Source organism: Streptomyces sp. NBC_01261 (assembly GCF_036226385.1).
GTDB lineage: Bacteria > Actinomycetota > Actinomycetes > Streptomycetales > Streptomycetaceae > Streptomyces.
The window spans coordinates 1,546,073-1,571,151 of the sequence record NZ_CP108463.1 but is presented as its reverse complement, the minus strand read 5'-3'; the positions used below and the strand labels follow the sequence as shown (position 1 = coordinate 1,571,151).

Annotated in this window: 29 protein-coding genes; 16 read left to right on the top strand and 13 right to left on the bottom strand. The window is 70.7% G+C overall.

Translation table 11 applies throughout. The features are described from left to right. The first annotated feature begins 53 nt into the window (after window positions 1-53). Complete coding sequence (locus tag OG226_RS06910) at window positions 54-881, top strand: hypothetical protein (RefSeq protein ID WP_328675831.1); 828 nt, start codon at window positions 54-56, stop codon at window positions 879-881. A 7-nt stretch (window positions 882-888) separates the two neighbouring features. Here OG226_RS06910 and OG226_RS06905 read toward each other — a convergent pair whose 3' ends face one another. Together OG226_RS06905 and OG226_RS06900 are read right to left on the bottom strand one after the other, a co-directional pair. After that, window positions 889-1,452, bottom strand: coding sequence for a TetR/AcrR family transcriptional regulator (locus OG226_RS06905; protein ID WP_328675830.1), 564 nt, complete (start codon window positions 1,450-1,452; stop codon window positions 889-891). After that, window positions 1,449-1,811, bottom strand: a complete 363-nt coding sequence (locus OG226_RS06900; RefSeq protein ID WP_328675829.1) for a DUF1304 domain-containing protein — start codon at window positions 1,809-1,811, stop codon at window positions 1,449-1,451. Before OG226_RS06900 ends, OG226_RS06905 begins: the two co-directional genes overlap by 4 nt. Window positions 1,812-2,070: 259 nt before the next feature. On the opposite strand from OG226_RS06900, the gene OG226_RS06895 reads away from it, so the two are divergent. From OG226_RS06895 to OG226_RS06875, 5 genes are read left to right on the top strand one after another with little or no spacing between them, the layout of a single operon-like run. Next, on the top strand, window positions 2,071-3,789 hold the full coding sequence (locus OG226_RS06895) for a sensor histidine kinase (protein WP_329348297.1): 1,719 nt from the start codon (window positions 2,071-2,073) through the stop codon (window positions 3,787-3,789). Next, window positions 3,786-4,196, top strand: a complete 411-nt coding sequence (locus tag OG226_RS06890; RefSeq protein WP_328675827.1) for a roadblock/LC7 domain-containing protein — start codon at window positions 3,786-3,788, stop codon at window positions 4,194-4,196. The genes OG226_RS06895 and OG226_RS06890 overlap by 4 nt, the downstream gene beginning before the upstream one ends. Next, entirely contained in the window at window positions 4,193-4,564 is a 372-nt protein-coding gene (locus OG226_RS06885) for a DUF742 domain-containing protein (protein WP_033278903.1), read from the top strand. The genes OG226_RS06890 and OG226_RS06885 overlap by 4 nt, the downstream gene beginning before the upstream one ends. After that, window positions 4,545-5,153: a GTP-binding protein gene (locus OG226_RS06880; protein WP_329348296.1), complete on the top strand. Its 609-nt coding sequence runs from the start codon at window positions 4,545-4,547 to the stop codon at window positions 5,151-5,153. The genes OG226_RS06885 and OG226_RS06880 overlap by 20 nt, the downstream gene beginning before the upstream one ends. Next, a complete protein-coding gene (locus tag OG226_RS06875; RefSeq protein ID WP_329348295.1) occupies window positions 5,150-6,403 on the top strand; it encodes a cytochrome P450 in 1,254 nt (417 codons plus the stop codon). Before OG226_RS06880 ends, OG226_RS06875 begins: the two co-directional genes overlap by 4 nt. Window positions 6,404-6,537: 134 nt before the next feature. Here OG226_RS06875 and OG226_RS06870 read toward each other — a convergent pair whose 3' ends face one another. The 3 genes from OG226_RS06870 to OG226_RS06860 all read right to left on the bottom strand — a co-directional run bounded on the left by OG226_RS06870 (window position 6,538) and on the right by OG226_RS06860 (window position 10,876). Beyond that, a complete protein-coding gene (locus OG226_RS06870; protein ID WP_328675824.1) occupies window positions 6,538-7,551 on the bottom strand; it encodes a terpene synthase family protein in 1,014 nt (337 codons plus the stop codon). Window positions 7,552-7,733: 182 nt separating this feature from the next. Then, entirely contained in the window at window positions 7,734-9,365 is a 1,632-nt protein-coding gene (locus tag OG226_RS06865; RefSeq protein WP_329348294.1) for an amidohydrolase, read from the bottom strand. Window positions 9,366-9,385: 20 nt separating this feature from the next. Next, a complete protein-coding gene (locus tag OG226_RS06860; protein ID WP_328675822.1) occupies window positions 9,386-10,876 on the bottom strand; it encodes an APC family permease in 1,491 nt (496 codons plus the stop codon). A 133-nt stretch (window positions 10,877-11,009) separates the two neighbouring features. Between OG226_RS06860 and OG226_RS06855 the strand changes: the two genes are divergently transcribed. Next, entirely contained in the window at window positions 11,010-11,729 is a 720-nt protein-coding gene (locus OG226_RS06855) for a TetR/AcrR family transcriptional regulator (protein ID WP_328675821.1), read from the top strand. Window positions 11,730-11,745: 16 nt separating this feature from the next. Then, complete coding sequence (locus tag OG226_RS06850) at window positions 11,746-12,219, top strand: pyridoxamine 5'-phosphate oxidase family protein (RefSeq protein ID WP_328675820.1); 474 nt, start codon at window positions 11,746-11,748, stop codon at window positions 12,217-12,219. A 30-nt stretch (window positions 12,220-12,249) separates the two neighbouring features. Here the strand turns inward: OG226_RS06850 and OG226_RS06845 are convergent, their stop codons facing one another. Continuing rightward, window positions 12,250-13,689 carry an FG-GAP repeat domain-containing protein gene (locus OG226_RS06845; protein ID WP_329348293.1) on the bottom strand — a complete coding sequence of 480 codons (1,440 nt, stop codon included), beginning with the start codon at window positions 13,687-13,689 and terminating at the stop codon, window positions 12,250-12,252. A gap of 169 nt (window positions 13,690-13,858) precedes the next feature. On the opposite strand from OG226_RS06845, the gene OG226_RS06840 reads away from it, so the two are divergent. Continuing rightward, the gene (locus OG226_RS06840) at window positions 13,859-14,251 is read left to right on the top strand and encodes a VOC family protein (RefSeq protein ID WP_328675818.1); all 393 of its coding nucleotides are present in this window, start codon (window positions 13,859-13,861) and stop codon (window positions 14,249-14,251) included. A gap of 63 nt (window positions 14,252-14,314) precedes the next feature. Here OG226_RS06840 and OG226_RS06835 read toward each other — a convergent pair whose 3' ends face one another. Then, complete coding sequence (locus OG226_RS06835; RefSeq protein WP_327399385.1) at window positions 14,315-14,617, bottom strand: DUF4235 domain-containing protein; 303 nt, start codon at window positions 14,615-14,617, stop codon at window positions 14,315-14,317. Between the two features lie 118 nt (window positions 14,618-14,735). Between OG226_RS06835 and OG226_RS06830 the strand changes: the two genes are divergently transcribed. After that, the gene (locus OG226_RS06830) at window positions 14,736-15,707 is read left to right on the top strand and encodes a cation diffusion facilitator family transporter (RefSeq protein ID WP_328675817.1); all 972 of its coding nucleotides are present in this window, start codon (window positions 14,736-14,738) and stop codon (window positions 15,705-15,707) included. A gap of 78 nt (window positions 15,708-15,785) precedes the next feature. On the opposite strand, the gene OG226_RS06825 is transcribed toward OG226_RS06830, so the two are convergent. Further along, the gene (locus OG226_RS06825) at window positions 15,786-16,238 is read right to left on the bottom strand and encodes a nitroreductase family deazaflavin-dependent oxidoreductase (RefSeq protein ID WP_329348292.1); all 453 of its coding nucleotides are present in this window, start codon (window positions 16,236-16,238) and stop codon (window positions 15,786-15,788) included. Window positions 16,239-16,435: 197 nt separating this feature from the next. Between OG226_RS06825 and OG226_RS06820 the strand changes: the two genes are divergently transcribed. The 3 genes from OG226_RS06820 (at window position 16,436) to OG226_RS06810 (ending at window position 18,498) form a co-directional block, all read left to right on the top strand. Next, window positions 16,436-16,894 carry a nuclear transport factor 2 family protein gene (locus OG226_RS06820; protein WP_328675815.1) on the top strand — a complete coding sequence of 153 codons (459 nt, stop codon included), beginning with the start codon at window positions 16,436-16,438 and terminating at the stop codon, window positions 16,892-16,894. 163 nt (window positions 16,895-17,057) lie between these two features. Continuing rightward, window positions 17,058-18,281, top strand: a complete 1,224-nt coding sequence (locus tag OG226_RS06815) for a cytochrome P450 (protein WP_329348291.1) — start codon at window positions 17,058-17,060, stop codon at window positions 18,279-18,281. Window positions 18,282-18,294: 13 nt separating this feature from the next. Then, the gene (locus OG226_RS06810; protein ID WP_328675813.1) at window positions 18,295-18,498 is read left to right on the top strand and encodes a ferredoxin; all 204 of its coding nucleotides are present in this window, start codon (window positions 18,295-18,297) and stop codon (window positions 18,496-18,498) included. Window positions 18,499-18,650: 152 nt separating this feature from the next. On the opposite strand, the gene OG226_RS06805 is transcribed toward OG226_RS06810, so the two are convergent. Beyond that, window positions 18,651-19,529: a sigma-70 family RNA polymerase sigma factor gene (locus OG226_RS06805; protein ID WP_329348290.1), complete on the bottom strand. Its 879-nt coding sequence runs from the start codon at window positions 19,527-19,529 to the stop codon at window positions 18,651-18,653. Between the two features lie 68 nt (window positions 19,530-19,597). Between OG226_RS06805 and OG226_RS06800 the strand changes: the two genes are divergently transcribed. Continuing rightward, the gene (locus tag OG226_RS06800) at window positions 19,598-20,275 is read left to right on the top strand and encodes an FMN-dependent NADH-azoreductase (RefSeq protein WP_328675811.1); all 678 of its coding nucleotides are present in this window, start codon (window positions 19,598-19,600) and stop codon (window positions 20,273-20,275) included. A 2-nt stretch (window positions 20,276-20,277) separates the two neighbouring features. Here the strand turns inward: OG226_RS06800 and OG226_RS06795 are convergent, their stop codons facing one another. Further along, complete coding sequence (locus OG226_RS06795) at window positions 20,278-20,829, bottom strand: TetR/AcrR family transcriptional regulator (protein ID WP_329348289.1); 552 nt, start codon at window positions 20,827-20,829, stop codon at window positions 20,278-20,280. A 98-nt stretch (window positions 20,830-20,927) separates the two neighbouring features. Between OG226_RS06795 and OG226_RS06790 the strand changes: the two genes are divergently transcribed. Both OG226_RS06790 and OG226_RS06785 read left to right on the top strand, forming a co-directional pair. Then, window positions 20,928-21,386 carry a nuclear transport factor 2 family protein gene (locus tag OG226_RS06790; RefSeq protein ID WP_328675809.1) on the top strand — a complete coding sequence of 153 codons (459 nt, stop codon included), beginning with the start codon at window positions 20,928-20,930 and terminating at the stop codon, window positions 21,384-21,386. Between the two features lie 9 nt (window positions 21,387-21,395). After that, complete coding sequence (locus OG226_RS06785) at window positions 21,396-21,929, top strand: flavoprotein (protein ID WP_329348288.1); 534 nt, start codon at window positions 21,396-21,398, stop codon at window positions 21,927-21,929. A 9-nt stretch (window positions 21,930-21,938) separates the two neighbouring features. On the opposite strand, the gene OG226_RS06780 is transcribed toward OG226_RS06785, so the two are convergent. Genes OG226_RS06780 through OG226_RS06770 form a run of 3 tightly spaced genes read right to left on the bottom strand, consistent with a single transcriptional unit; the run spans window position 21,939 to window position 25,074 of the window. After that, window positions 21,939-23,258, bottom strand: a complete 1,320-nt coding sequence (locus tag OG226_RS06780; RefSeq protein ID WP_329348287.1) for an alpha-glucosidase/alpha-galactosidase — start codon at window positions 23,256-23,258, stop codon at window positions 21,939-21,941. Window positions 23,259-23,296: 38 nt separating this feature from the next. Further along, window positions 23,297-24,115 carry a carbohydrate ABC transporter permease gene (locus tag OG226_RS06775; protein WP_329348286.1) on the bottom strand — a complete coding sequence of 273 codons (819 nt, stop codon included), beginning with the start codon at window positions 24,113-24,115 and terminating at the stop codon, window positions 23,297-23,299. Beyond that, entirely contained in the window at window positions 24,112-25,074 is a 963-nt protein-coding gene (locus OG226_RS06770; protein WP_328675805.1) for a carbohydrate ABC transporter permease, read from the bottom strand. Before OG226_RS06770 ends, OG226_RS06775 begins: the two co-directional genes overlap by 4 nt. Window positions 25,075-25,079: the final 5 nt, after the last annotated feature.

The window sequence follows — 25,079 nt, the reverse complement described above, 5'->3', positions numbered from 1 at the left end:
CAACGTTTCGGCCCGCCCGTGCGTCGTAGGAACACGACATGAGGGGACAGGGCATGCGCAGAGGGCTCGCGGGGGTCGCCGCACTGGTGGCCGTGACGGCGCTGGGATGCGGCACGGAGGACGGGAAGAACGTCGTGGTCGCGGGCACAGCGCCTGCCACGGCCTACGCCGGTCCGCTGTACGTACCGGCCACCGGCTCCGACAAGTCGGGTGCGGCGGGCCGGGCGCTGGAGTGCGACGGCGCGATGTACGAGAGCGGGGGCGCCGACGCGTGGAGCAAGGGCGACGGCGGCACGACCCCCGAGGGCGGACTGCGGGCGTACTTCGACATGGAGCAGCCGGACGTGCCGCGCACCGGCTACCGCGTCGAACGCAAGGCGGACGGCCGCGTCCTGTTCTCCTACGACGTCGGCGGCCGGACGAAGGTGGCCGTCGTCGTCGCCAAGGACCGTAAGAACAGGCCGGGTTGGGGCCCGGAGACCAGCGCCTCCTGCGACCCGGCCGAACTCCCGGAGGGTTTCACCAAGGCGCACGGATACGAGATCTGGACCGGCAAGGACGGGAAGCGGGTGGCGACCACGGTCGTGAGCAGTTCGGTCGGTGCCGCGCACTGCGACTGGCAGAAGGCGCACTTCCTGCGGACCGGCGAAGGCGCGAAGGGCAGGCTGTACGCCCGCGATCCGGACGAGGTGCTCCCGCGCCAGATGCTCACCGCCCCCTATGACGGTGACGTCCGTATGCCGGCGAGTGCCCACGACACCGGATACCGGTACCGCGACCGGCAGTTGTGGCTCACCGCCGACGCGTCGAAGGCGTACGTGCGCACGCCGGACGGCGTGGAGGCCTGGCCCGCGGTCAAGTCGGGCGAGGGCTGCCTCTGAGCGTCTGTCACCGGCTCATGTGCAGGGCGACCAGCAACTGCCATACCTGGTCGGCGATTTCCTCCGCCGTGCCCTCCAACAGCCCGTGCAGCCAGTCCGCGAGGACCCCGCCGAAGGTCCCGGCGACGGCCGAGGCGACCAGCGGGGCGTCCGCCGCGCCCGCGAGTTCGCGCTCGCGGAGGCTGTAGGCGCGCAGGTCCCGGTGCAGGACCCGGCCGAGCGGGCCGCCGCCGCCCGGGCTCAACAGGGCGCGGTACAGGGCCGCGTGGGGGAGCAGCCCGGCGAAGAACTCCGGCAGCGCGGGTGGCGCGTGCACCGGATCGGGCCGCCCGCGCCACGCGTGCAGTGCCTCCACGGCCTCCCGTACGACGTCCGCGCAGGCGTCGACGGCAAGCGCTTCCAGGCCGTCGTAGTGGACGTAGAAGGTGGCCCGGCCGACCCCGGCACGGCGGGCCAGGGCGGCGACGCCGACCTCCTCCAGGGGGTGTTCGGCGCACTCGTCGAGGAGGGCCTGGCGCAGCCGTGCCCGGGTGCGGGCGGTCCGCCGGTCCTCGGGCTCGGCGCGGCTCACCGGGCGATCAGCACGGCGGCCAGGGCCACCGCGCCGGGCAGCGCCTGCGCGAACAGGATGCGGCGGTTCGCCGTCACCGTGCCGTAGACGCCCGCGATCACGACGCAGCTCAGGAAGAACACCTGGGCGCGGAAGCCGGTCGGGTCGGCGGCGATCAGGCCCCAGGCGAGACCCGCGGCGAGGAAACCGTTGTACAGCCCCTGGTTGGCGGCGAGCGGTGCGGTGGCTCTGGCCATCTCGGGGTCGAAGCCGTGCAGACCGCGCCCCGGCTTCTTCTCCCACAGGAACATTTCCAGCACCAGGATGTACAGGTGCAGCGCGGCCACCAGTCCGACCAGCACGTTCGCGAGCGTTTCCATGATCGATCGACTCCTCGTCAACTTGGACAGGTGTCTACTATAGCTGGACACATGTCCAAGTTCAGACTTCTCGGAGCGTGACGGAACCCTCACTTCCGCACCGCCTTGAGGTTGATCTTCTACCGTTCAAACCCGATAAGCTCCCCAGCGGCGCAGCGAGTTGGCGTGATCGTGACCGGTCGGCTCGTGGTGCGTCCTCCTGAGTGCGGTCTGTCCTCGCACACCCCCCTGTTCGTTCGTGTCGCTTCGAAGGATGCAGATGGAACTCGCCACTCCGCCGCCGGCGGCGCGGGCACCTGTCGCCTGGTACGGCTGGTGGCTGTTGCCGCTGGCCTCAGGGGGTGGGACCGTCGCCGCCACGTTCATGAGCCCGGAGCGCATAGCCGCGACGGCGGCCGGAGCGGCGGCGACGGTGGCCAGTGCCGTGTGTGTACGACTGCTCGTCCGGAGCCAGGCTCGACTGCGCCGTTCCGAAAGCGATTTCCACACCGCGCAGGCCGAGCACTCCCAGCAGTGGCAGCAGCATGTGGCGGGCCTGGAGCGGAAGTTCAGCGCCGATCGCGCCGCGCTGGAGGCGCAGCTGACTGAGTACTCCGGTGTCCACGAGGCCCGGCTCGCCGACAGCTCCGGCGCCTACGAGGCCCAACTCGCCGAGCGGACAAGGGCGTTCGAGGAGCGGCTGACCCAGCAGGCCGCGTCCTACGAGGCGCAGCTCGCCGACCGGGCCGAGGTCTGGCAGGAGCAGCTGGCCCACCAGCTCGCCGCCGTGGCCCGCCTCGCCGACGAACAACTCCCCGAGGCGCTCAAGCAGTTGCGTGCCGGTGACGCCATCGACGACCTGCTGCCGGCCGCGAGCCAGTGCGCGAAGGTCAGCGCCGAGCTCCAGGCCGAACTGCGCAAGGTGCTGCGGACCTCGCTCATCGGCGTCGAGGAGGAGTTCAACCGTTCCACCGCCGCCGAGCAGGCCGTCGTCAGCATCGGCAACCGCATCCACGTACTGACCAGCAAACTCCGCGGCCGGCTGCACGAACTGCAGGGCGAGCACGGGCGGTTGCCCGCCGTCGCCGGCGGACTGATGGAGCTGGACCAGGAGATCGGCCCCGCCGACTGTCTCGCCGCGAGCGTCGGCGTGCTCGGCGGCTCCGACCGGCCCGGCCGGCAGTGGCAGGAACCGCAGCGCCTGCTCAGCGTGGTGCGCGGCGGCATCGGCCGCATCAAGGACTTCCACCGCGTCGACGTACGCCGGCTGCCCGAACTCGGCGTCGACGGCGGTCTGGTGGACCACCTCACGCTGATCCTCGCCCACCTCCTGGACAACGCGGCCCGCTACTCGCCGCCCACCGAGCCGGTCATCGTCTCCGGCAAGGAGGTGCCGAACGGCGTCGGCATCGAGATCCAGGACTCCGGCAAGGGCCTGAGCGAGGAGTCCAAGCGCGACGCCGAGCACGCCCTCGCCGGCACCCTCGCTGGCCCCGGACTCGGCGGTGTCTCCGAGGACGCCAGCATCGGCCTGCGGGTCGTCGGCACCCTCGCCCGCCGCTACGGCATCCGCGTCACCTTCGCCGACTCGCCCTGGCTCGGTACCTCGGTCGTCGTCGTGGTCCCGCACAAGTACTTCAGCCGGCTGCCCGCGTCCGCCGTCACCGGCACCCCGTCCTTCCAGGCCGCCGCGACGGCCGCGACCGCGACGCCGAGCCGTGGGAGCGCCGACGCGGAGACCCCGGCGGAGAGCGTCGGGGCGGAGGACACCACACCCGGCGGGCTGCCCAGGCGCCGTAGCAGGCGTGGCGAGACGGCGCGGTCCCAACCGGCCGGGCGGACCGGAGAGATGACTGTCTCCTCCGTACCGCCCGACGCCTCCTTCACCGGCCTGGCGGCCTTCGCCGCGGCCGGACGGGAGGCACCGGAGGAGGAACCGGCGTCCACAGGCCGCGAGTTCACCGAGCACAGCACTGAAGAGAGCGACGAGTCCACATGACGCAACAGGGAACCGACGTGAGCTGGGCACTCCGCGATCTGGTGGAGAGCATCCCGGAGATCCGCTTCGCCCTCGTGGCCTCCAGCGACGGCAAGGCGATCACCTCCTTCGGCGCGGAGGACCCCGACGACGTGGACCGCTTCGCGGCCGTGGTGGCCGGCCTGCAGGCGCTGGCCCTGCCCGTCGCCGAGCAATTCCCCAAGTACGCGGGGCAGTTGCGGCTGGCGATGATCGAGGTCGACGGCGGCCATCTCTTCGTCGTCCGCGCGGGTGTGGAGACGTACCTCGGCGTACTGGCCCGGGAGGGCCTCGACCAGGGCCTGCTCGGACACCAGATGCGGGACCTGGCCCGCAGGATGGGTGAACTCCTCGGCACCACCGCGCGCCTGGAGGAGCACTCTGGATGAGTGCTCCCCGCCGGCCAATTGACCCCTCCGGTCTGGAGCGTTACTACGTCCTCACCGGAGGGCGCAGCGGACCGGGCGGTTCGGCGTCGAGCCTCGACGTGGCGACCCTCATCGTCTCCCGCGCCGCGCCCGTACCGGGCATGCAGCACGAGCACGAGGAGATCCTCCGGCGCTGCCGCGAGCCGCTGTCGGTGGCCGAACTCGGCGCCCACCTCGGACTGCCCTTCAACATTCTCGCGGTGCTGCTGGCGGATCTGCTGGAGGCGGACCGCGTCGAAGCCCGTGACCCCATCCCGGCGCACGGCGCCGGTCGCGGGCCCGACCTCGCACTCCTTGAGGAGGTACTCAGTGGACTTCAAAGGCTTTGACCATCCCGGCTCCTCGGGCGGTGACGGCACTCGCTCGGTGAAGGTGATGATCGCCGGCGGGTTCGGCACCGGGAAGACCACGATGGTCCGCTCGGTCAGTGACATCAGACCGCTCACCACGGAGGAGACCCTCACCCAGGCGAGCGCCGGCGTCGACCACCTCATCGGGGTGACCGACAAGACGGAGACCACCGTCAGCCTCGACTTCGGCAAGATCCGCCTCAACGACGAACTGGTCCTCTACCTGTTCGGGACACCCGGCCAGGAACGGTTCTGGTTCCTGTGGAACGGCCTGTTCAAGGGCGCCCTCGGCGCGGTGGTCCTCGTCGACACCCGCCGCCTCGCCTCCAGCTTCCGGGCGATCGAGGAGATGGAGCGGCAGGACGTCCCGTTCGTCATCGCGCTGAACATCTTCCCCGACTCCCCGGAACATCCGGTCGACGAGATCCGGGACGCCCTCGACATCTCCCCGGACATCCCCGTCGTGGCCTTCGACGCCCGCGACCGCCACTCCAGCCGTGACGTACTGGCCGTGCTGATAAGCCACTTGAAGGAACGCTCGGCCGTCGTCGCACTGGAGTCCCGATGACCGACCAGACGTTGAACGACCCCGATGCGCCGAGGGGCTGCCCCGTCGCCCACGGCCGGGGCGACGACCGCACCCGGCTGTACGGGCCGGACGCGGCGACCGATCCGCGCGGCATCTACGAGCGGCTGCGCGAGCAACACGGTTCTGTGGCACCGGTGTTGCTCGAAGGAGACGTGCCCGCCTGGCTGGTGCTCGGGTACCGCGACAACCGGCGGGTGCTGGACAGCCCCCGGCAGTTCTCGCGGGACGCCCGGATCTGGCGGGACTGGCGGGAGGGGCGGATCGCGGACACCTCGCCGATCATGCCGATGGTGGGGTGGCGGCCGGACTGTGTCTCGCAGGACGGCGAACCGCACCGCCGACTGCGGGGCGCGGTGACCGACGGGCTGTCGGCCGCGGCCGGGCGGGGGGTTCGGCGACACGCAACCTACTTCGCCAACAAGCAGATCGACGCGTTCGCGGACGCCGGTCGGGCCGATCTCGTGGCGGACTACGCCGAGTATCTGCCGATGCTGGTGCTGACCCGGATCCTGGGGCTTCCCGCGGGGGACGGGGACCGGCTCGTCGAGTCCAGTGCGCAGGTCCTCAAGGGCGGGGAGGACGCCCTGCCGCACAACCACCGGATCATCGAGATCCTCGGTGAACTCGCCGAGCGCAAGCGGGCCGAGCCGGGTTCCGACTTCACCACCGCGTTGATCGAGCATCCGGCTGGGCTCGATGCGGAAGAGGTCGTCATGCATTTGCGGCTCGTGCTGATCGCCGCGCACACCACCACCAGCAACTTGTTGGCTCGGGTGTTGCAGCGGATCCTGACCGATGAGTCCCGGCTGTCCGGGCTGGTCAGTGGGCAGTTGACCGTCTCGGCTGTGGTCGAGGAAGTCATGTGGGACACCCCGCCGCTCGCCGTTCTGCCGGGGCGGTTCGCTACGGCGGATCTTGAGCTCGGGGGGCATCGGATCGAGGAGGGGGATCTGCTCGTCCTTGGGCTCACCGCGGGGAATGTCGATCCGGAGGTTCGGCCTGATGCGGGGGTGTCCGTGCAGGGCAACCAGTCGCATCTGGCGTTCAGTTCGGGGCCGCACGAGTGTCCGGGGCAGAGTATCGGGCAGGCGATTCTTGAGGTCGGGGTGGATGTGTTGCTGCATCGGCTGCCGGGGTTGCGGTTGGGTGTGGGGGTTGAGGAGCTGACTTCTACGGCGTCTACGTGGGAGTCGCGATTGGATCGGCTGCCCGTTGAGTTCGCGGTTTGAGTCGATGATTTTCTTGTCTGCGGGCGGGTTGGGGCCGGTCGCGCCCACGCGGCGGAGCCGCAAATCGATACAGCCCCGCGCCCCTAAAGACGGGGCGTGCTGCCCGGCCCCTTGGCCGGGCAGCACGCCCCGTCTCACACTGCCAACAGGTCGTCCACCGAACCCTTCACCGCTGGGCCTGCCTCCGCTGCCGCGTAGCGGCCCGATACCAGGGCCCACTCGTAGTTGCCGTTGATCCAGTGCTGGATGGCCTCAACGCCCTGGCTCACCCGGAGGCGTTCGTTCTCGGTGAGGGCCAACTCGTCGCACATCTGGGGGACTTGGGACTCCAGGTCGAGGTACTCGGTGAGGCGGGCGTTGGTCATGCGGTAGGCCTCTTCGGCCGCTGCCTCCCAGGACAGGCCGCGGTCGCGGTGGAGGACGGCTATGAGGTTGTGGCCGTCGCCTCGGAGGCGTTCGCGTTCGAAGGAGTGGATGTCGTTCATGAAGCCGATGGTGTCGGCGGCGAGGTCACGCATCCGTTCCATCAGCGGGTGTGCCTGCACCTGAGCCGGGACCTCGAAGCCCCGGCTGCGTTCGCCGGCGTCGATGCTGTGGTGGATGCCGACCGTACGGCGCCGGAACTCCGTGTACTCGTCGAGGTCCAGCGTGCCCGCGATGCCCCGCGCCGCCAGGTCGACCTCCTCGCAGTGCGCCACCAGGAACCGGCCCCAGGACGCGGCGAACCGGGTCCGCCAAGTCAGGGACATGCCATCCGAAAGGTGGTCCCAGACCTGCGCCCAGGCCACGGTGATCGGGCAGACCACCCGCGGCCTGCTGCCCGCCGGACGCAGGGGCGTGACGATCAACTCCCGCGCCACGTCCAGGATTCGGTCGGCGCGGTCCGGTCGGCTCGCGTCGAACTGGTCGTCGAAGAGGAACGCCAGTGAGAACCAGTTCATCAGGACGACCATGTCCGCGGCCGACGCGTGCGGATAGGTGCGGGCCGCGGCCTGCGGGAGGTCCCACGACCGGTACTCCTCGAACCCGGCCTGGCTGCGGACCAGGCCCATGTCCCAGATCCAGCGCAGATGGCGGGCCCGGGCGTACTCCAGATGGTCGCTGACGGGGGTGTCGAAGGGGAGGTCGAAGGTGACGTCCTGAGGCATGCGCTTTCCTTTCGGGAGACGGAACACGGGGTCCCCCCACTGCGAGCGGGCGGTCCGATCGACTGCCCGCGCCCTCGAACTGCGCTCCGTGGTACGAAAGTTGGACCTGGAAGCGGCGGTTACGAAGCTGCCCAGAGCCTAGATGATCTACACCGCGCCCCGAGCGTGATCCCCGTTCCTGCTCATGCCTCCTGAGCTGCGTACACTTCCGTTCCTCCGACATAGGTAAGCGCTACCTGCGACTCTCCGATCTCCTCCGGCGGAGCGGCGAACGGATCACGGTCCAGGACCACCAGATCCGCCAACGCCCCCTCCGCGATGCGGCCGGTCTCGTCCAGATGGTTCGCGTACGCCGAACCCGCGGTGTACGCCGTGATTGCCGCCGCGAGGTCGAGGCGCTCGCCCGGCAGGAACACCGGTCCCGTGCCCCCGGGTTCGACCCGGTTGACCGCGACATGGATGCCCTGCAGCGGATCGGGACTGCTCACCGGCCAGTCGCTGCCCGCCGCGAGCGTGGCCCCGGAGCGCAGCAGCGCCCCGAACGGGTACTGCCACAAGGCCCGTTGGGGTCCCAGGAACGGGATCGTCAGCTCGTCCATCTGCGGTTCGTGCGCGGCCCACAGCGGCTGGATGTTCGCCACCGCACCGAGGCGTACGAACCGCGCCACGTCGTCCGGGTGCACCACCTGAAGGTGCGCGAGATGCGGTCGGGTGTCGCTCGGCCCGTTCACGGCCCGCGCCGCCTCGACCGCGTCCAGCGCGTCCCGTACGGCCCGGTCGCCCAGCGCGTGGAAATGGCACTGGAAGCCGAGCGCGTCCAACTCCGTGACGTACTTCGGCAGTTGCTCCGGGTCGATGAAGCTGGTGCCCCGATTGGCCGTCGCGCAGCCGCACTTGTCGAGGTACGGGTCGAGCAGGGCGGCCGTGCCGGTCTCGGCGACCCCGTCCAGCATCAGCTTCACACTGCCCGCACTGAATCGGCCGTGGCTCAACGCGGCTCGGCGGTCGACGAGTTCGGGGATCTGCTCGGCCCCGCGCTCCCGGTCCCACCACAGCGCGCCGACGACGCGCGCGGTGAGCGAACCCTCCCGGGCGGCGGCGAGATACGCGTCCGAGGGATCGTCCATCCCCAGGAACTCCCCGACCAGCGCGTCCTGCCAGGCCGTGATGCCGAGCGCGTGCAGATGCCGCTGGGCATGCAGCAGTGCGGCGAGTCGGTCGGCCTGCGTCGCCGGTGGCGTGAGGCGACCGACCAGCTGCATCGCGCCCTCCTGGAGTGTCCCGGCCGGTTCGCCGGACGCGTCCCGCTCGATCCTTCCGTCGACCGGGTCGGGCATGTCCCTTGTGATGCCCGCGAGTTGGAGCGCCCGGCTGTTGACCCAGGCGCCGTGATGGTCCCGGTTGGGCAGGTACACCGGCCGGTCCGGAACGACCGAGTCCAGCAGCTCCTTCGTCGGCGTGCCCCCCTCGAACGCCTCCATCGACCACCCGCCCCCGGTGATCCACTCCCGCTCGGGATGCGCGTCGGCATAGGCCCGTACGGCGGCGATGGTGTCCTCCGCCGTCTTGGCCCGCGTCAGATCGCACTGGGTCAGCTCAAGCCCCGCCGGCACCGGATGCACATGCGCGTCCTGGAACCCCGGCAGCAGCAACCGCCCCGCCAGATCGACGACTTGGGTGCGCGGCCCGGCGAGATCGTGCACCTCGGCATGGCCCACGGCGGTGATCCGGTCGCCGGTGACGGCCACGGCGGTCGCGGTGCGGCCCTCGGGGGTGAGGACGGGGCCGTTGGTGAAGAGGAGGTCTGCGTGCATGGTTCGTATCCTTGCGGGGGTTAGCGGGAGGTGGCGAGGAGCTGCGGTGCGTCGGCGTCGGTGCCTCGGCCGGAGTGGAAGTACGGCGATCTGCGCACCCACTTCGCCCACGCGGCGGCCAGGAAGCCGGACGCGATCATCGCCAGCGGGGTGAGCAGCAGGAACCAGCCGTTGTCCGCGCTGACTTCGAGGTGATCGGTGGAGGTGTAGAAGGACCAGCAGAGGTAACCGCCCAGTGCCAGAAGGGAGATGGCGCTCAGCGTGGGCAGCACGACCGCGCGCACGCCCTGCCGCCAGTCCTCCCGGAGGAGAGCGCGGAAGCGGACTGCGGCGGCCAGGGCGGTGAGGGCGTAGGAGAGTGCCACGACGATTCCCACGGCGTTCACCGTCGCCATGATCATGTCGGCCAGACGGGGGATCACCAGTGCCAGTGCAGCGACCGCCGTTGCCAGCGCACCGATGAGCAGGGTGCCGAGGGCCGGAGTGCCGTAGCGGGCGCTGACCTTGCCCCAGACCGGGCCGAGGGTGCGGTCGCGGCTCATCGCGAACATGCCTCGGGCGGTGGGGATCACGCCCGCCTGGAGCGAGGCGACCGCCGAGAACATCAGGGCGACCAGGGGGAGCGCGGCCAGCGGTTGGGAGGCCAGGCGGTCGCCGAAGTAGGCCAGGCCCTGGGCGCCGTGGCCCGCCAACTCGTCCTCGGACAGCACCCGTTGGAAGGCGATCGAGCCGAGCAGGAACAGGCCCAGCATCGTCACCAGGGTGATGAGCCCGGCCCGGGACGCGTCGCGTGGGTCGCGGACCTCCTCGTTCACGGTGAACGCGGCCTCGAAGCCCCAGTAGCAGAACACCGACAGCAGCAGGCCCTGCGCGAGCGCCGACGCCGAGGGGATCGCGAACGGGTCGAACCAGCTCAGGCTGAAGGCGTGCGGGCCGGTGACGATGCCGTAGCCGCAGAAGCCGAGCAGGACGACGTACTCGAAGATCAGCAGTCCGGTCTGGAGGCGGGCGGCGGTGCGGACGCCGGTCACGGCGGTGAGGGTGACGGCGACGAGGATCACGATGCCTACGGAGGTCGTCTGTGCCGTCGATCCCGGGTCGAGGGTGAGGCCGCCCGCCTTGTGCACTCCGGCCTCCCCGGCGAGCTGGATCATGGCCGAGCCGGTGACCGCCGTGGTGTAGGCGAGGAAGGCGATCGTGGCGACGATGTTCACCCAGCCGACCAGGAAGCCCAGCCAGGGAGTGAGTGAACGGCCCACCCACACATAGCCGTTGCCCGCGTTCGGCTCGACCTTGTTCAGTCGGGAGTAGGCGCCGGCGATGCCGAGGATCGGCAGGAACGCGAGCAGCATGATGGCCGGCAGATGCAGCCCGACCACGCCGGCGGTCACACCCAGACCGATGCCGATGCTGGTGGTCGCGGCCGTGCTGGACGCGGCGATGGCGACGCCGTCCAGCAGGCCGAGGGACTTGCGCAGTGCGGGCCCCGACGGGGGTGGCGTGTCGTTCATGGCGTGCTCTCCGCTCGCACCGGGGGGCCTGAACGGCCCCGGTGAACGCACATGAAACTGCCCGCGCACTTAACAGGTCAACGGTGTTGTCGTAAGGTGCGAGCACCCGGACGGACCATCGAGGAGGTGCCGTATGAGCGAGCGTGTCGTCCCGGCCGCCGCCCGGCAGCGCAGGCGCCCCACCAAGCAGGGCGTCGTCCTGTCCGAGGAACTGATCGTCGAGACCGCCCTGAGACTGATCGAGGAGCACGGGGCCGACGCTCTGTCCGTGCGCCGGCTCGGGCGTGCCCTGGGCGCCGACCCCAGCTCCCTGTACCGCTATTTCCGGCACACCGACGAGCTGATGCTCGCCGTCGCGGACGAGCTGATCGGCCGGACGCTGCGCACCTGGCGGCCCAGCGGGGACTGGCGGGCCGACCTGCGGGAACTGGGCCTGCGGGTGCACGCCGGGGCGCTCGCGCACCCGAGGGCGGCGGTGCTCAGTTCGTACCGGGTGACCGGGCGGGTGTACGAGATCCAGGCCGTGGAGGCGATCCTCGGGGTGCTGCGCGGGGCCGGGTTCCCGGACGTGGAGGCGGTGCGGATCTACCACGCCTATGTCGACCAGGCCCTCGCCTTCGGTGCCCTCGACTCCGCGAACACGGCGTTGCCGAAACCGGCCCGCGAGGCGGAGGCGGCCGTATGGCAGGCGACGTACGCGCGGCTGCCCGCCGACACGTACCCGCACATCGCGGCCACGGCCCGGCATCTCGTCGCCACCATGCGGCACAGTTCCTATCCGGCCGCCCTGGATCTGCTGCTGAGTGCGGCGGCGGCACGCCTCGCCGAGATCCGTGCGGCGGCGGAGGGCTGAGCGGCAGACTGGGGCCATGACTCAAGAGCCCGCACGCACCGCTGAACAGCGCAAGCAGGACACGCTCCGTCGGCTTGAGCGCTCCGAAGACGGTGGCGACGCCTGGGTCGCCACGGCGGGCGAGGACGGGGGAGCGCCCTATCTCGTTCCGCTGTCGTTCGTGTGGGACGGCACGACCCTGCTGTTCGCGACCCCGGCCGCGAGCCCCACCGGCCGCAACCTGGTCTCCACCGGTGTCGCCCGGCTCGCCGTCGGGCCGACCCGGGACGTCGTGCTGATCGAGGGCACCGTCGTGACACTGACGCCGGCCGACCTGCCCGAGGAGGACGCCGAGATCTTCGCCTCGGAGACCGGCTTCGACCCGCGCCGACTGACCACGCCCTACCTGTACTTCAGGATCCGCCCGCAGCGCGTGCAGGCCTGGCGGGAGGCCAACGAGCTGAAGGGACGGGACCTGATGCGCGACGGGGAGTGGCTGGTGGCCGACTGAGCCCGCTCCCCATGAGGCGCGCGGGGTTGCCTACGAGGAGCGCGGGGCGAACGCCGTCGTCGTGAACGTCGTCCTGTTCGCGGTCGTCGTGCCGTCGGTGAGCCACCAGCGCGTGGGGAGCTCCCCGTAGGTGCCGAACTTCGTGTCCGCGCCCCAATTCAGGACCAGTTCGTCCTTGCCGTCACCGTCGAAGTCGGCGGCCCCCGCGGGCCGGGCGTGCCGCCACTTCGCCGGGATCCTCCTGCCGTCCTCCTCGGCGGGCCCGTCGCGCAGGACCGTGGTCCGCCGGGTGCCGTCGATGAGCGTCGCGCCCTCGTACGTGGCGACGAGGACGCCGTCACGGCCGTCGCCGTCCGGGTCGGCGGACACGTAACCACCGGGCCCGTACTGGCTGCGCGCGGACTTCGGCGCCTCGGGGAGCCGGTACGTCACCGGTGCGCCGCCGTCGCCGGGATACACGGCGAGCGAACCGTCGACGTCGGCCGACTCGGTCTCGTAGCCGGGCTCGTCGTTACGGCTGCCGTCGTCGCCCACGGCCACATCGCGCTGCCCGTCGCCGTCGAAGTCGCCGAACGCGTGGGCATTGCCGCTCCTCAACTGCCTTCCGGTGGCGGACAGTTGGGAGCCCCGGTGGGCGGTGTAGAGCATGTTGCCGGACTGTTCGCCGTCGCTCACCGCGTGCATCAGGAGCGAGGTCGCGCGGGGCGTGCCCGACGGGGCGATGGCGTCGGCGGTGAGGTCGCCGTCCGACCAGGGGAGGCTCGTGTCGGTGCGGGCGGGTGTGCCCGAGCGCGTGAACGGGCCGTACATCACCACCATCGACGACTGGTTGTGGGCGAACCCGACGAGGTCGTGGTGCCCGTCCCCGTCGAAGTCGCCGCGCACCACGGACTGGACGCCCAACTTCGCCGCGCTCTGCGGGAGTTGGACGGGAGTGGCGGAGGTCTTCGCCGTGGGTCCGCCGGGGCCGCCCCACGATATGTACGGGAGGGTGCGCGGGGCGGTGATGTTGCCGTCCGATGTCGTCGCGCCCTGGACGGTGGTGACGAAGTCCGGGAAGCCGTCGCCGTCCAGATCGGCGGTGGTGAGGTCGGCCGCGGACAACGAGTCCTTCGGGGCGAGGAGTTGCCTGCCGGGTGCGGGCAGGCCCAGGTCGGTGCGGCCGTAGACCGTGCGCGTCGACGGGTCGATGCCCTTGGCCGATCCGTAGACCACACCGACCCGTTCGTCGGTGGCGCCCTCGCCGCCGCCGACGACGATCGGCACCACGAGGTCGCGGTGGCCGTCGCCGTTGATGTCGTCGGGGTCCTTGGAACCCTTGCCCGGAACGGGAGTTCGGCTCACCGCGGCCGTCGTCGGCTCTCCCGCGGACGGCGACGATTCGTGCGCGCCGGTGCCGCTCCCGCATCCGCTGAGCGGAGCGAGCGCGGTGCAGACGGCGAGGGCCACTACGGCGATACGAGGCTTCACCCGTCTCACCCTTACATCCCGTGTCCCACCCGAACCAGGGGAGCCGTGCGGTTGTTGCACGTTCGTCGATCGACGCCGGTCGGCGGCATCAACTCGCGGAACGGGGATATCCGTTGGGGGCGAGGCAACCGGACTCGACCCTTGCCCGCCCCAGTTCTTCGGAGGACACATGGCATTGGTCAACGCTAGCTTCGTGGTGCTCGATGCGGTCGAGCCGGAGAAACTCGCCGTGTTCTACACGGAGTTGCTGGACGGCGAGCAGACCGACATCACCCTCGACCAGGTGGAGATCAGGGGTGCCGACGGGACCCGGCTGGCCTTCCGCCGGGACCTCAGCGCCACCCCGCCGAGCTGGCCCCGCGCTGAGAACAACCAACAGGTCCACCTGGACTTCCTGGTGGAGGACATGGACGAGGCCGAGCGCAGGATCATCGGACTCGGCGGCCGCCCGCTGGAGACCAAGGACATGCCGGGCCCGCACGAGGAGCGCGTGTACGCGGACCCGGCCGGCCACTCCTTCACGCTGCGCCCGGTACCGCCGACGGCCGCCGGCCAGGGCTGAGGCGATACCGGGGAGGCCCGGTTCCCAAGGGTCCTGTTCCCGAGGGTCCTGTTCCTAACTGCCTTACTCCCGGCCGCCCTTGTCCTTCGCCGGCCAGATCCCGGTCGAGCGCTCGATGGCCTTCGCGCCGGTGCGGTCCGCCGCGCTGCGCGCCACCGCGAAGAGGGCGCCCTGGAGCGCGGCGGCGAGCAGGATCTCGGCCCAGCCGCGGTCCCGGTCCAGCGGGTCGGGGGCGTTGTCCTCGTGCCGTACCGCCTTCCACGTGGCGCGGAAGGCACGGCCGGCGAGGGCGCCGCTCACCAGGCCCAGGACGAGGCCCACGGGCTGGTAGACGAGGGGGAGTTTCTTCTTCTTGATCTTGGCCACGCTGATCTCCTTCTGCGGACGAACGGGCGGGTCGGCCCGCTCGGCACCCCGACGGTGTCATCGAAAGCGGTCCTTCGGTAGAGGGTGTGAGCAGCACCTTCAGGGGCAGTCGGGGGAGATGAGCGACACAGCTGCCGACCAAGCATCCGACCGGAAGACCCGGGTCACCGTTCTCGTCGCGCTCGCGGCCAACCTGGTGATCGCGGCCGCCAAGGCCGTTGGTGGTCTGGTCGCGGGGTCGCCCGCGCTGCTCTCGGAGGCAGCGCACTCGGTGGCCGACAGCCTCAACGAGGTCTTCCTCCTCGCGGCCCTGCGCCGCAGCCGCCGCCCGGCCGACCAGCGGCACCCCTTCGGCTACGGCAAGGAGCGGTTCTTCTGGTCGCTCCTCGCGGCCGTCGGGATCTTCGTCATGGGCGCCTGCTTCTCCGTGTTCCAGGGGGTCGAGGCCCTGCGCAACGGCGCCGAGGAGACGTCCACCGGCTATGCGGTGGGCCTGATCGTGCTCGCCGTGGCCCTGGTCGTGGAGGGGATCTCCCTGCTGCGGGCCCTGCACCAGGTGCGCGCCCAGGGCGGTGGCATGGACGCGCTGCGCGACCCGGCGCTGCGGACGGTCGTGGCGGAGGACGGCACGGCCGTGGTCGGCGTGACCCTCGCCATCATCGGCATGGCGCTGCACATGATCACCGGGCAGGTGGTGTGGGAGGCGTCCGCGTCGATCGCGATCGGACTGCTGCTCGGCTACGTCGCCTACCGCCTCGGCCGCGACGCCCGCGACCAGCTCATCGGCGAGGCCGTCGACCCCGAACTGAGCGACAGGATCCGCTCGTTGCTGGCGGCCGAGCCCGAGATCGACAGCGTGGAGGCACTGTTCACGATGCGGATGGGACTCGACTCGACGATGGTCGCCGCCCGGATCGACCTGGTCCCCGGGATGGACAGCGAGCGGGTCGAGGAGGTCTCCGTGCGCATCAAGCGGTCGCTCGGCGAGGCGGTGTCCGAGGCCGGCGAGATCTTCCTGGACATCACCGACCGGCCGGTGGAGGAGGCACGGAAAAGCCCCGCCGCGACGGGGGAGCGCGGCGGGGCCTGACCGTCGGATGCCCGACGGTCACCGGTTCATGCGCCCCGGAAACAAGAAACCTCCTCCGGGCTGGTCAGTCCCCGGGACTCAGCTTCCGGCGGCGGCCGGTTCGAGGACGAACACCGGGATCTGCCGGTCCGTCTTCGTCTGGTACTCGGCATACGGGGGGTAGGCGGCGACCGCCCGCTCCCACCACTCGGCCTTCTCGTCGCCGGTGACCTCGCGGGCCGTCAGGTCCCACTTCTGCGGTCCGTCCTGCAGCTCGACGTGCGGATCGGCCTGGACGTTGAAGAACCACACCGGATGCGTGGGCGCGCCGCCCTGCGAGGCGACGACGGCGTAGACCCCGTCGTGCTCGACACGCATCAGCGGGGTCTTGCGGATCTTCCCGCTCTTGGCGCCCACCGTCGTCAGCACGATGACGGGCAGACCGGTGTCCGCCAACGTTGTCCCCTTGGTGCCGCCGGAGCCCTCGTACAGCTCGACCTGGTCGCGTACCCACTGCGACGGGCTGGGTTCGTACTCGCCCTCAAGAGGCATGTCATTCGTCCCATCTCGCGTTCTACGGCTGTCTGGCACCGAGATTCAACACCAGCCGGTGCGTGATTCATCCATACCGCGACTCTCTTCGGCCATGCCCCCTCCACCGGGTGACTACCTCGGAGGTAATCGCACCGGAACGGACTCTCCGGCACAGTCGGCACCCCGCACGACCACCGGCCCAGGGAGCGCGCCCGATGTCCACGACCCCGACCACCCGCACCGTCGTAGCAGACCTCCTGCACCGGATCGGCCACGCCGAGCCCGAGCGCATCGCCGAGTTGTACGCCGAGCAGGTCGACTGGAGGCTCGACTGGCCCGAGGACGAGCACGGCAGCCCCGCCACCCCGTGGATCCGGCACCGCGCCACCCGCGCAGACACCGCCGACCACTTCCGGGATCTCGTCGCCCACCATGTGCCGGGGCAGGTGGGCACGGAGATCGAGCGCGTCCTGGTCGACGGCGAGGACGCGGTGGTTCTCGGCGAGATCCGGCTGACCGCCAGGCCCACCGGACGGTCGTATCGCGCCAGGTTCGCCCTCCATCTCACCGTCCGGGGCGGGCTGATCGTCCGTCATCACGTGTACGAGGACAGCCTCGCCGTGTTCCTGGCCTTCGCCCCGGCGGACGGCGGGACTCCGGTCGCGGGCGGGTGACGTTGGACCGGTCCCACGACCGTGATCGTCGGGCCGGCCGGGGCCATCAGGTTCGGCCAGATTGTAGGCACCACCGATCTGGCCGAACTTGAGGTGGCCCTATAGGTGCCTCGGGCATCTAATGAAGATCGGCAAGACGCACTCTTCGTCTGCGAGGTCTTCCATGACGGATCTGACGGAACTGAGGGATCGGACCGACCAGCCCGAACCCGTCTCCTTCCCGCAGGACCGCACCTGCCCCTACCACCCGCCCACCGGCTACGACCCCCTCCGCAGCGCCCGCCCCCTGACCCGCGTCACGCTCTACGACGGCCGTCCGGCATGGCTCGTCACCGGGCACGCCGCCGCCCGCGCCCTGCTGGCCGACCAGCGGCTGTCCTCCGACCGCAGCCGGCCCGACTTCCCCGCGACCAACGAACGGTTCGCGGCGGTCCGGAACCGCAAGGTCGCCCTGCTCGGCGAGAACGACCCCGAGCACCGCACCAAGCGCCGGATGATGATCCCCGCCTTCACCGTCAAACGCGCCACGGCGATGCGCCCCGACATCCAGCGGATCGTCGACGAACGGCTCGACGCGATGATCGCCCAGGGCCCGACCGCCGACCTGGTGCCCGCGTTCGCGCTGCCCGTCCCCTCGATGGTGATCTGCGCGCTGCTCGGCGTCCCGTACACCGACCACGAGTTCTTCGAGGCCCAGTCCCGGCGCCTGCTGCGTGGTCCCAAGGCCGAGGACAGCCAGGACGCCCGCGATCAACTGGAGTCGTATCTCGGTGAGTTGATCGACCGCAAGCTGCGCAGTCCGGGCGAGGGAGTGCTGGACGACCTCGTCCGGGACCAGCTGAGCGAAGGGGCGCTGGACCGCGAGGAGTTGATCTCCCTCGCGATCATCCTCCTCGTCGCGGGCCACGAGACGACCGCCAACATGATCTCCCTCGGTACCTTCACGCTGCTGCTCCACCCCGAGCGGCTCGCCGAACTCCGGGACGATGCAGGGCTGTTGCCCGACGCCGTCGAGGAACTGATGCGGTCGCTGTCCATCGTGGACGGGCTGATGCGGCAGGCCCTTGAGGACATCGAGGTGGACGGCACGACGATCCGGGCCGGCGAGGGTGTGATCTTCTCGGCCGCGGTCATCAACCGCGACGAGGACGTCTACACCGCCCCGGACGCCCTGGACTGGCACCGGCCCACCCGCCATCACGTCTCGTTCGGCTTCGGCATCCACCAGTGCCTCGGCCAGAACCTCGCCCGCGCCGAACTGGAGATCGCCCTGCGCAGCCTCTTCGACCGGCTGCCCACGCTGCGCCTGGCCGTCCCCGCGGAGGAGATCCCCTTCAAACCCGGCGACACGATCCAGGGGATGCTGGAACTCCCCGTGACCTGGTAAGAGGCTGCGCTCCATGCACACGGAAATCCACATCGACAAGGACATCTGCATCGGGGCGGGCCAGTGCGCCCTGGCCGCCCCGAGCGTCTTCACCCAGGACGACGACGGCTACAGCACGGTGCTGCCGGGCAAGGAGGACACGAACGACCCCATGCTCAGGGAGGCGGCACGGGCCTGCCCGGTGAGCGCGATCACGGTGTCGGACACGGTGGGCTGAGCGGGCGGCTCGGTAGGGGGCGGGCTGCTGGGCGACCGGTTCCTGAGTGCGATGGCGGGCGGGCTGGGCCGAGCGGTTCCTGACGAGGTGGTGGCCGGCCCGCCGAACCACCTCCTCCTGCCGGGAAGCCGATCCCCTTCAGCCCGCCCTCCTCAACCCGCCACCCCAAGCACCCCGACCTCGACTCCCCGCAACCCCTCCCGCCCCGCGATCACCTCGTACCCGGCAACCCGCCCACCCTCGACCCGCACCCGGAGCGCGAGCAGCAACCGTCCCCCCGGCGCGACGACAATGCCCGCGTCCCCGTCGACGAGGGCGACGGACGCGTACCGCGTCCGGTGTCGCAGCAGGACCGTCCCCTCCGCGACCGCCCGGGCGCCGCGCAGCTCGGCCGGCACGCCCGGCGGCAGCACGGCGGGGTCGGCGCGGCGGACGACATCGGGGGCGAGCACGTCGAGGAGCGCGCCGAGGTCACCGCCCCGCGCGGCGGACAGGAACGCCTCGACGACCTCCCGGTGCCGGCCGAGTGCGGCGCCCGGCACCACCGGCGTGCCCCGCACCTTGTGCCGGGCCCGGCTGGCGAGCTTCTTCGCGGCGGGCAGGGACCGGTCCAGGACCGCCGCGACGCGGTCGAACGGCACCGCGAACAGGTCGTGCAGCACGAACGCGACCCGCTCCGCCGGACCCAGCGTGTCCAGCACCACCAGCAGGGCGATCCCCACCGAGTCGGCGAGGACGGCCTCGTCCTCGGGCAACTCGTCGGTGCTCGGCTCCGGCAGATCGTCGCCGTAGGGATCCTCCCGTCGGGACGCGCGTGAGCGGAGCATGTCCAGGCAGACGCGGGAGACGACCGTCGTCAGCCAGGCGGTGAGGTTGTCGACGCCGTCGTCGCCCGTACGGCTGAGCCGGAGCCAGGCCTCCTGCACCGCGTCGTCGGCCTCGCCGAGCGAGCCCAGCATCCGGTACGCGACCGCCCGTAGCCGCCCGCGCCGCTCCTCGAACCGCTCCGCCAACTCGTCGTGCCCCCGCATGGGTCACCTTTCCTCGTCGTGTTCCGTCACCAGTCCGACGAACCCGAGCCGACCGAGGTGACCACACCATGCTGCTGCACATCGATTCCAGCGCCGACACGACCGCCGACTCCGTGACCAGGCAACTCACCGAGACCTTCACGCGGACCTGGCACGTTTCGCACGGCAGCACGGCGGACTACCGCCACCTGGACCTGTCCGCCGCACCGGTGCCGCCGATCACCCCCGCCTACACGACCCTCGGCCGCCGTGTGGAGCGCGAGGGATTCGTCCCGCCCGCCAAGGTCCCCGCACTGCTCGAGAGCGCCGACGAGCGGCACGAGTGGGAGCTGACCCTGCCGCTGGTCACCGAACTCCTGAGCGCCGACACGGTGTTGCTCGGTGTCCCGATGTACAACTTCTCGGTGCCCGCGACCCTGAAGGCCTGGATCGACCGCGTCACCTTCCCCGGCGCGCTCACCGACCCGGACACCGGCGAGAGCCTCCTGCGCCACACCCGCGTGATCGCGGTCACGGCACGCGGCGGCGGATACGGCCCCGGCACCCCGCGCGAACACTTCGATTTCCAAATGCCGTATCTGCAGGCCTACTTCGGCAGCCTGGGCGTCCCGCCGGAGAACCTCCACCTCGTCGCCGCCGAACTCACCCGGGTCGATGTCCTGCCCCAACTGGCCGGCCTGGAGGACCTGGCGGCGGCCTCCCTCACCCGGGCCCGCGCCCGGCTCACGGCACTCGCCACAGCCTGACCTCAGCGGGCCCGCGACAGCGAACGGGCGGCCTCCCGCGCCTCCGCCGCAGGCTCCGCGCTCCCGGTGATGCCCGCCGTGACCATGGCCCCCTCGGCCAGCAGGAACAACTGCCCGGCGAGTACCGCGGGCAGCCCCGCGTCCGCCACGAGCCCGGCGAGAAACTCGCGGAACGCCCGCTTGTGCGCCCGCACTTGGGCCACCACGCGCTCCGAGATCGCGCCCAGTTCGCCGTACGAGTTGATCCACGCGCACCCGCGGAAGTCGGCCTCGCCGAACCACTCCTCCAGCCAGTCGAAGACGGCCGGAATCCGCTCCTGTGGATCATCGTGGAGCGCGACGTGCTCGGCGAGGCGTCCGCGCCAGCGCAGGTCACGCCGTTCGAGATACGCCGCCACCAACTCGTCCTTCGCGGGGAAGAGTTGGTAGAGCCGCTTGAGGGAGAGCCCGGAGGCGGTGCGGACGGCGTCCATGCCGACGGCCTGAACCCCCCGTCCGTAGAACAGCTTCTCGGCGGCGTCCAGTGCCTGCTCCCGGGCGACTGCGCTGTCCATCGAACCGACCCCTTGTTGACCTGAGAACGTGCGTTCTCTACGTTAGCAGTCATCGAGAGAACGCACGTTCTCCGTATCTCGCCGCTCTGGAGACGACCATGGCCGACCGCCCTCCCCTCCCGCCCTTCACCCGTGAGACCGCGGCCCAGAAGGTCCAGGCCGCCGAGGACGCCTGGAACACCCGCGACCCGCAGCGGGTCGCGCTCGCCTACTCGGAGGACTCCGTCTGGCGCAACCGCGACACCTTCGTCACCGGCCGCGCCGAGATCGTCGCGTTCCTCGCCGCGAAGTGGGCCCGCGAGCACGAGTACGCGCTTCGCAAGGACCTCTGGGCCTTCGACGGCAACCGCATCGCCGTCCGCTTCCAGTACGAGTGCCGGGACGCCGACGGCCAGTGGTGGCGGTCGTACGGCAACGAGCTGTGGGAGTTCGACGAGCACGGCCTGATGACCCGGCGCGAGGCGAGCATCAACGACCTGGCCATCGAGGAGAAGGACCGCCGCGTCCTCGGGACGCGACCCGAGGAGGAGCGCGGACGGTCGTTCCCGCTTCAGTAGGCTCCCCGGGTGACCGAACAGGACTCGAAACCCTTCCTCTACGTCGTCGTCTGCGCCGCCGGGATCGCGGCGGGCGTCAGCAGGCTGATCACCGCCGCGCAGGCGCGGGACTGGGAGGTCGGGGTCTTCGCCACCCCGGTCGCGATGGGCGGTTTCTTCGACACGGCCGCCGTCGAGGCGCAGACCGGCCGCCCGATACGTTCGGCGTGGCGCACCCCCGGCGATCCGCGCCCGTTCCCGCCCCCGGACGCCGTGCTCGTCGCGCCCGCCACCTTCAACACGATCAACAAATGGGCGGCCGGCGCGGCGGACACCCTCGCGCTCGGCACCCTGTGCGAGGCATACGGCCTCGGCGTCCCGACCGCCGTACTCCCTTGTGTGGGCGAGGCGTTGGCCGCCCATCCCGCCTACCGGGCGAGCCTGGTGCGACTTTGCGAGATGGGCGTGAGGTTCGGGGAGCCGTACTCCGGCGAGGCCCAAGAGGACGGCGGGCGACCGGAGTTCGGGTGGGAGGCCGGCCTGGACCTGCTCGACCGGCTCTAGTCGCCGACGTCAGTGTCCGAGCAGTGCCCTCAACTCCGGTTGCAGCAGGTCCCCGTGGGCCTGGACGAGGTCGTCGCACAGGTCCCAGATCCGCTCGACCGGCAGGGCCGCCGCCGTCGCCGGGTCGGCCATCGCCGCGTGCCGGATGTGGCGCGGGTCGCCGTCCGTGGCCGCCCGGACCACCAGGTCGGTGACGGAGACGTACGCGCTGTTGAGGGCCGCGCACTGCGGGGGCAGGGCGCCGATCCGGGTCGGCTGGACGCCCAACGCGTCGATCAGGCAAGGGACTTCGACGACCGAGTCGGCGGGGAGGTTGTCGATGAGGCCGCGGTTGGGGACGTTGCCGTAGATCGTGCGGGGTGTGCCGGTGACGATGCTGTGGATGATCTGCGGGGCGTACTCCAGTGTGCCCTCGACGGGGAGCGGGATGCCGGAGGCGAGGGCGTCGCGGGTGCGTTCGTAGCTCGCGGTGTTCTCCTCGATGATCTCCAAGTAGGCGCCGACCGGCAGTCGTAGCCGCTCGATCTCGCTGTCGTGGTGGAGGTACCAGGGCACGTACTCGGCGGAGTGCTCGCTGGTCTCCGTGGGGTAGTGGCCGAGCCTGCGGTACATGTCCACGCGGACCCTGCGCAGGAGTTCGGGGTCCTTCGCGATCGTCTCGTCGAGGAGCGGGTACAGGCTCTGGCCGGCCCGCTCGAAACGCAGCACCCACGCCTGGTGGTTGACGCCCGCGGCCAGGTAGGAGACCTCCTCGAAGGGGACGCCGATCAGCTGGGACAGGTCGTGCATCGTCCAGTACACCGAGTGGCACAGGCCCGTCGCGCTGAGGGCGGGGGCGATGCGGCTCAGGTAGAGCAGGTTCATCGCCATCGGGTTGGTGTAGTTCAACAGGTGGGCGTCCGGGCAGAGTTCGGCCATGTCCTCGGCCAGCGACCGCAGCACCGGGAAGGTGCGCAGCGCGCGGAAGACGCCGCCGATGCCGAGGGTGTCGGCGATCGTCTGGCGCAGGCCGTAGCGGGCCGGGACCGCGAAGTCGGTGCGGGTGGCCTCGTTCATGCCGACCTGGACGATGTTGACGACGAAGTCGGCGTCCGCGAGGGCCGATCGGCGGTCGAGGTGCGCGGTGATCTCCGGCTCGGCGCCGCGCACTTGGGCGATGTGCCGGGCCGCGCCCTCCGCCGTCGCGAGCCGTTCCGGGTCGATGTCGTGCAACGCGATCCGGGCGCGGGCGAGTTCGGGGAAGGCGAACAGGTCGGCGAGCAGGCCCTGCGTGAACACCACACTGCCGGCGCCGATGAAGGCCACCTTCACAGCGCTGCCGTCAGTCATCAAGGTCCTTTCAGGGAAGCGGAGTCGGGGTGTGCGGCTCATCCCTTGAGGCCGCTGGACGTCAGCGACTGGATGAACGTCTTCTGCGCCAGCAGGAACGCCACCAGCACCGGCACCACCGTGATGACGTTGCCCGCCATCACCGCCGCCCACTTGGTGTGGTGCTGTCCCTGGAAGGTCGTCAGGCCCAGCTGGAGCGTGTACCGGGTGTCGTGGTTGATCGCGATCAACGGCCACGAAAGGTCGTTCCACGTGGACAGGAAGGTGAGGACGGCGACCGTGGCGAGCGCGGGTCGGGCCAGCGGCATCACGATCGAGAACAGCACCCGCAGCCGCGAACACCCGTCGATCCAGGCCGCCTCCTCCATCTCCCTCGGCAGCGCGAGGAAGAACTGCCGGAACAGGAACACCGCGAACGGCGTCACCAGCGACGGCAGGATCAGCGCGCCCAGCGTGTCGATGAGCCCGAACCACTTCATCACGAGGAACGTCGGGATCATCGTCAGCTGGAACGGCACGACCATCGTCGCCAGCATCAGCCCCAGCAGCAGCCGCGACCCGACGAACCGCATCCGCGCGAACGCGTACCCGCCGAGCGAACCCAGCAGCAGATTCGACACCACCGCCACCGACGCCACGATCAGCGAGTTGGCGAACCAGCGCGGGAACATCGCGTTGCCCAGCACATAGCGGTATCCGCCCAGATCAATTCCCTTGGGCCACAAGGCGGGTGGGAAGCGGTTGATCTCCGCGTTCGTCATCACCGAGCTGAGCAGCAGCCACACGAACGGCAGCGCGAAGCACAACGCCAGCGGAGCCAGCACCAGATGCCACGCACTCATCCGCCGCGCACTCATCGGACCCCTCCTTCCGTACGACCCTGCCGCCGTCGTACGACCCGCAGCGCGCCGCCCGCCACCAGCAGGGCCAGCGCGAGGACGTACGCGGACGCGGCGCCGTAGCCCGCGGTGAACATCTGGAAGGCCTGCTGCCAGACGAAGTACACGATCACCGTGGTCGAGCCCAACGGGCCGCCCTTCGTCGTCACATAGATCAGGTCGAAGACCTGGAGCGAGGTGATGAGCTGCCACAGCAGCAGGAAGACGGTGACCGGCGTGAGCGCGGGCAGCGTCACATGGCGCAGTATCTGTGCCCGGCCCGCGCCGTCGATGCGGGCCGCCTCGACGAGTTCGGGCGGCACGTCCTGGAGTGCGGCCAGGTACACCACGACACAGAAGCCGACTCCGCTCCACAGCGAGATCAGCACCAGGAGGTACAGCGCCTGGTCCGGGTCGGCGAGGAAACCCTGGGCGGAGATGCCGAGTTGGTGCAGCAGCGCGTTGGCGACGCCGAACTCCGGGTCGAGGATGAACGAGAACAGCACGCCCTGCGCGGTCGCCGACACCACGAACGGGATGAACACCAGCGTGCGGTACAGGCCGATGAGCCGGATCCGGCGGTTGAGCGCCAACGCCAGCGCCAGTCCGCCGACCAGGCTGAGCGGCACGTACAGGGCCGCGTACAGCAGCGTGTTGCCCACCGCCGTACGGAAGGTGGGGTCCTGGGCGAGGGCGCGGTAGTTGTCGAGGCCGACCCAGCGGCCTGGTGTGACCAGGTCGTCCGCGCGGAACGACAGCAGCAGCGACCAGACGACGGGTACGACACTCAGCCCGAGGATCACCACGACGGACGGACCGATGAACGCCCAGGCGGTGGACCGCTCTTGACGGGCGCGACGGCGGGCGGCGCGGCGCGCGGCCTGAGTGGTGACGGCGGGTTGAGCGGGAAGGGTGAGGGCGCGGGGCAGTGTGGACATCGGGG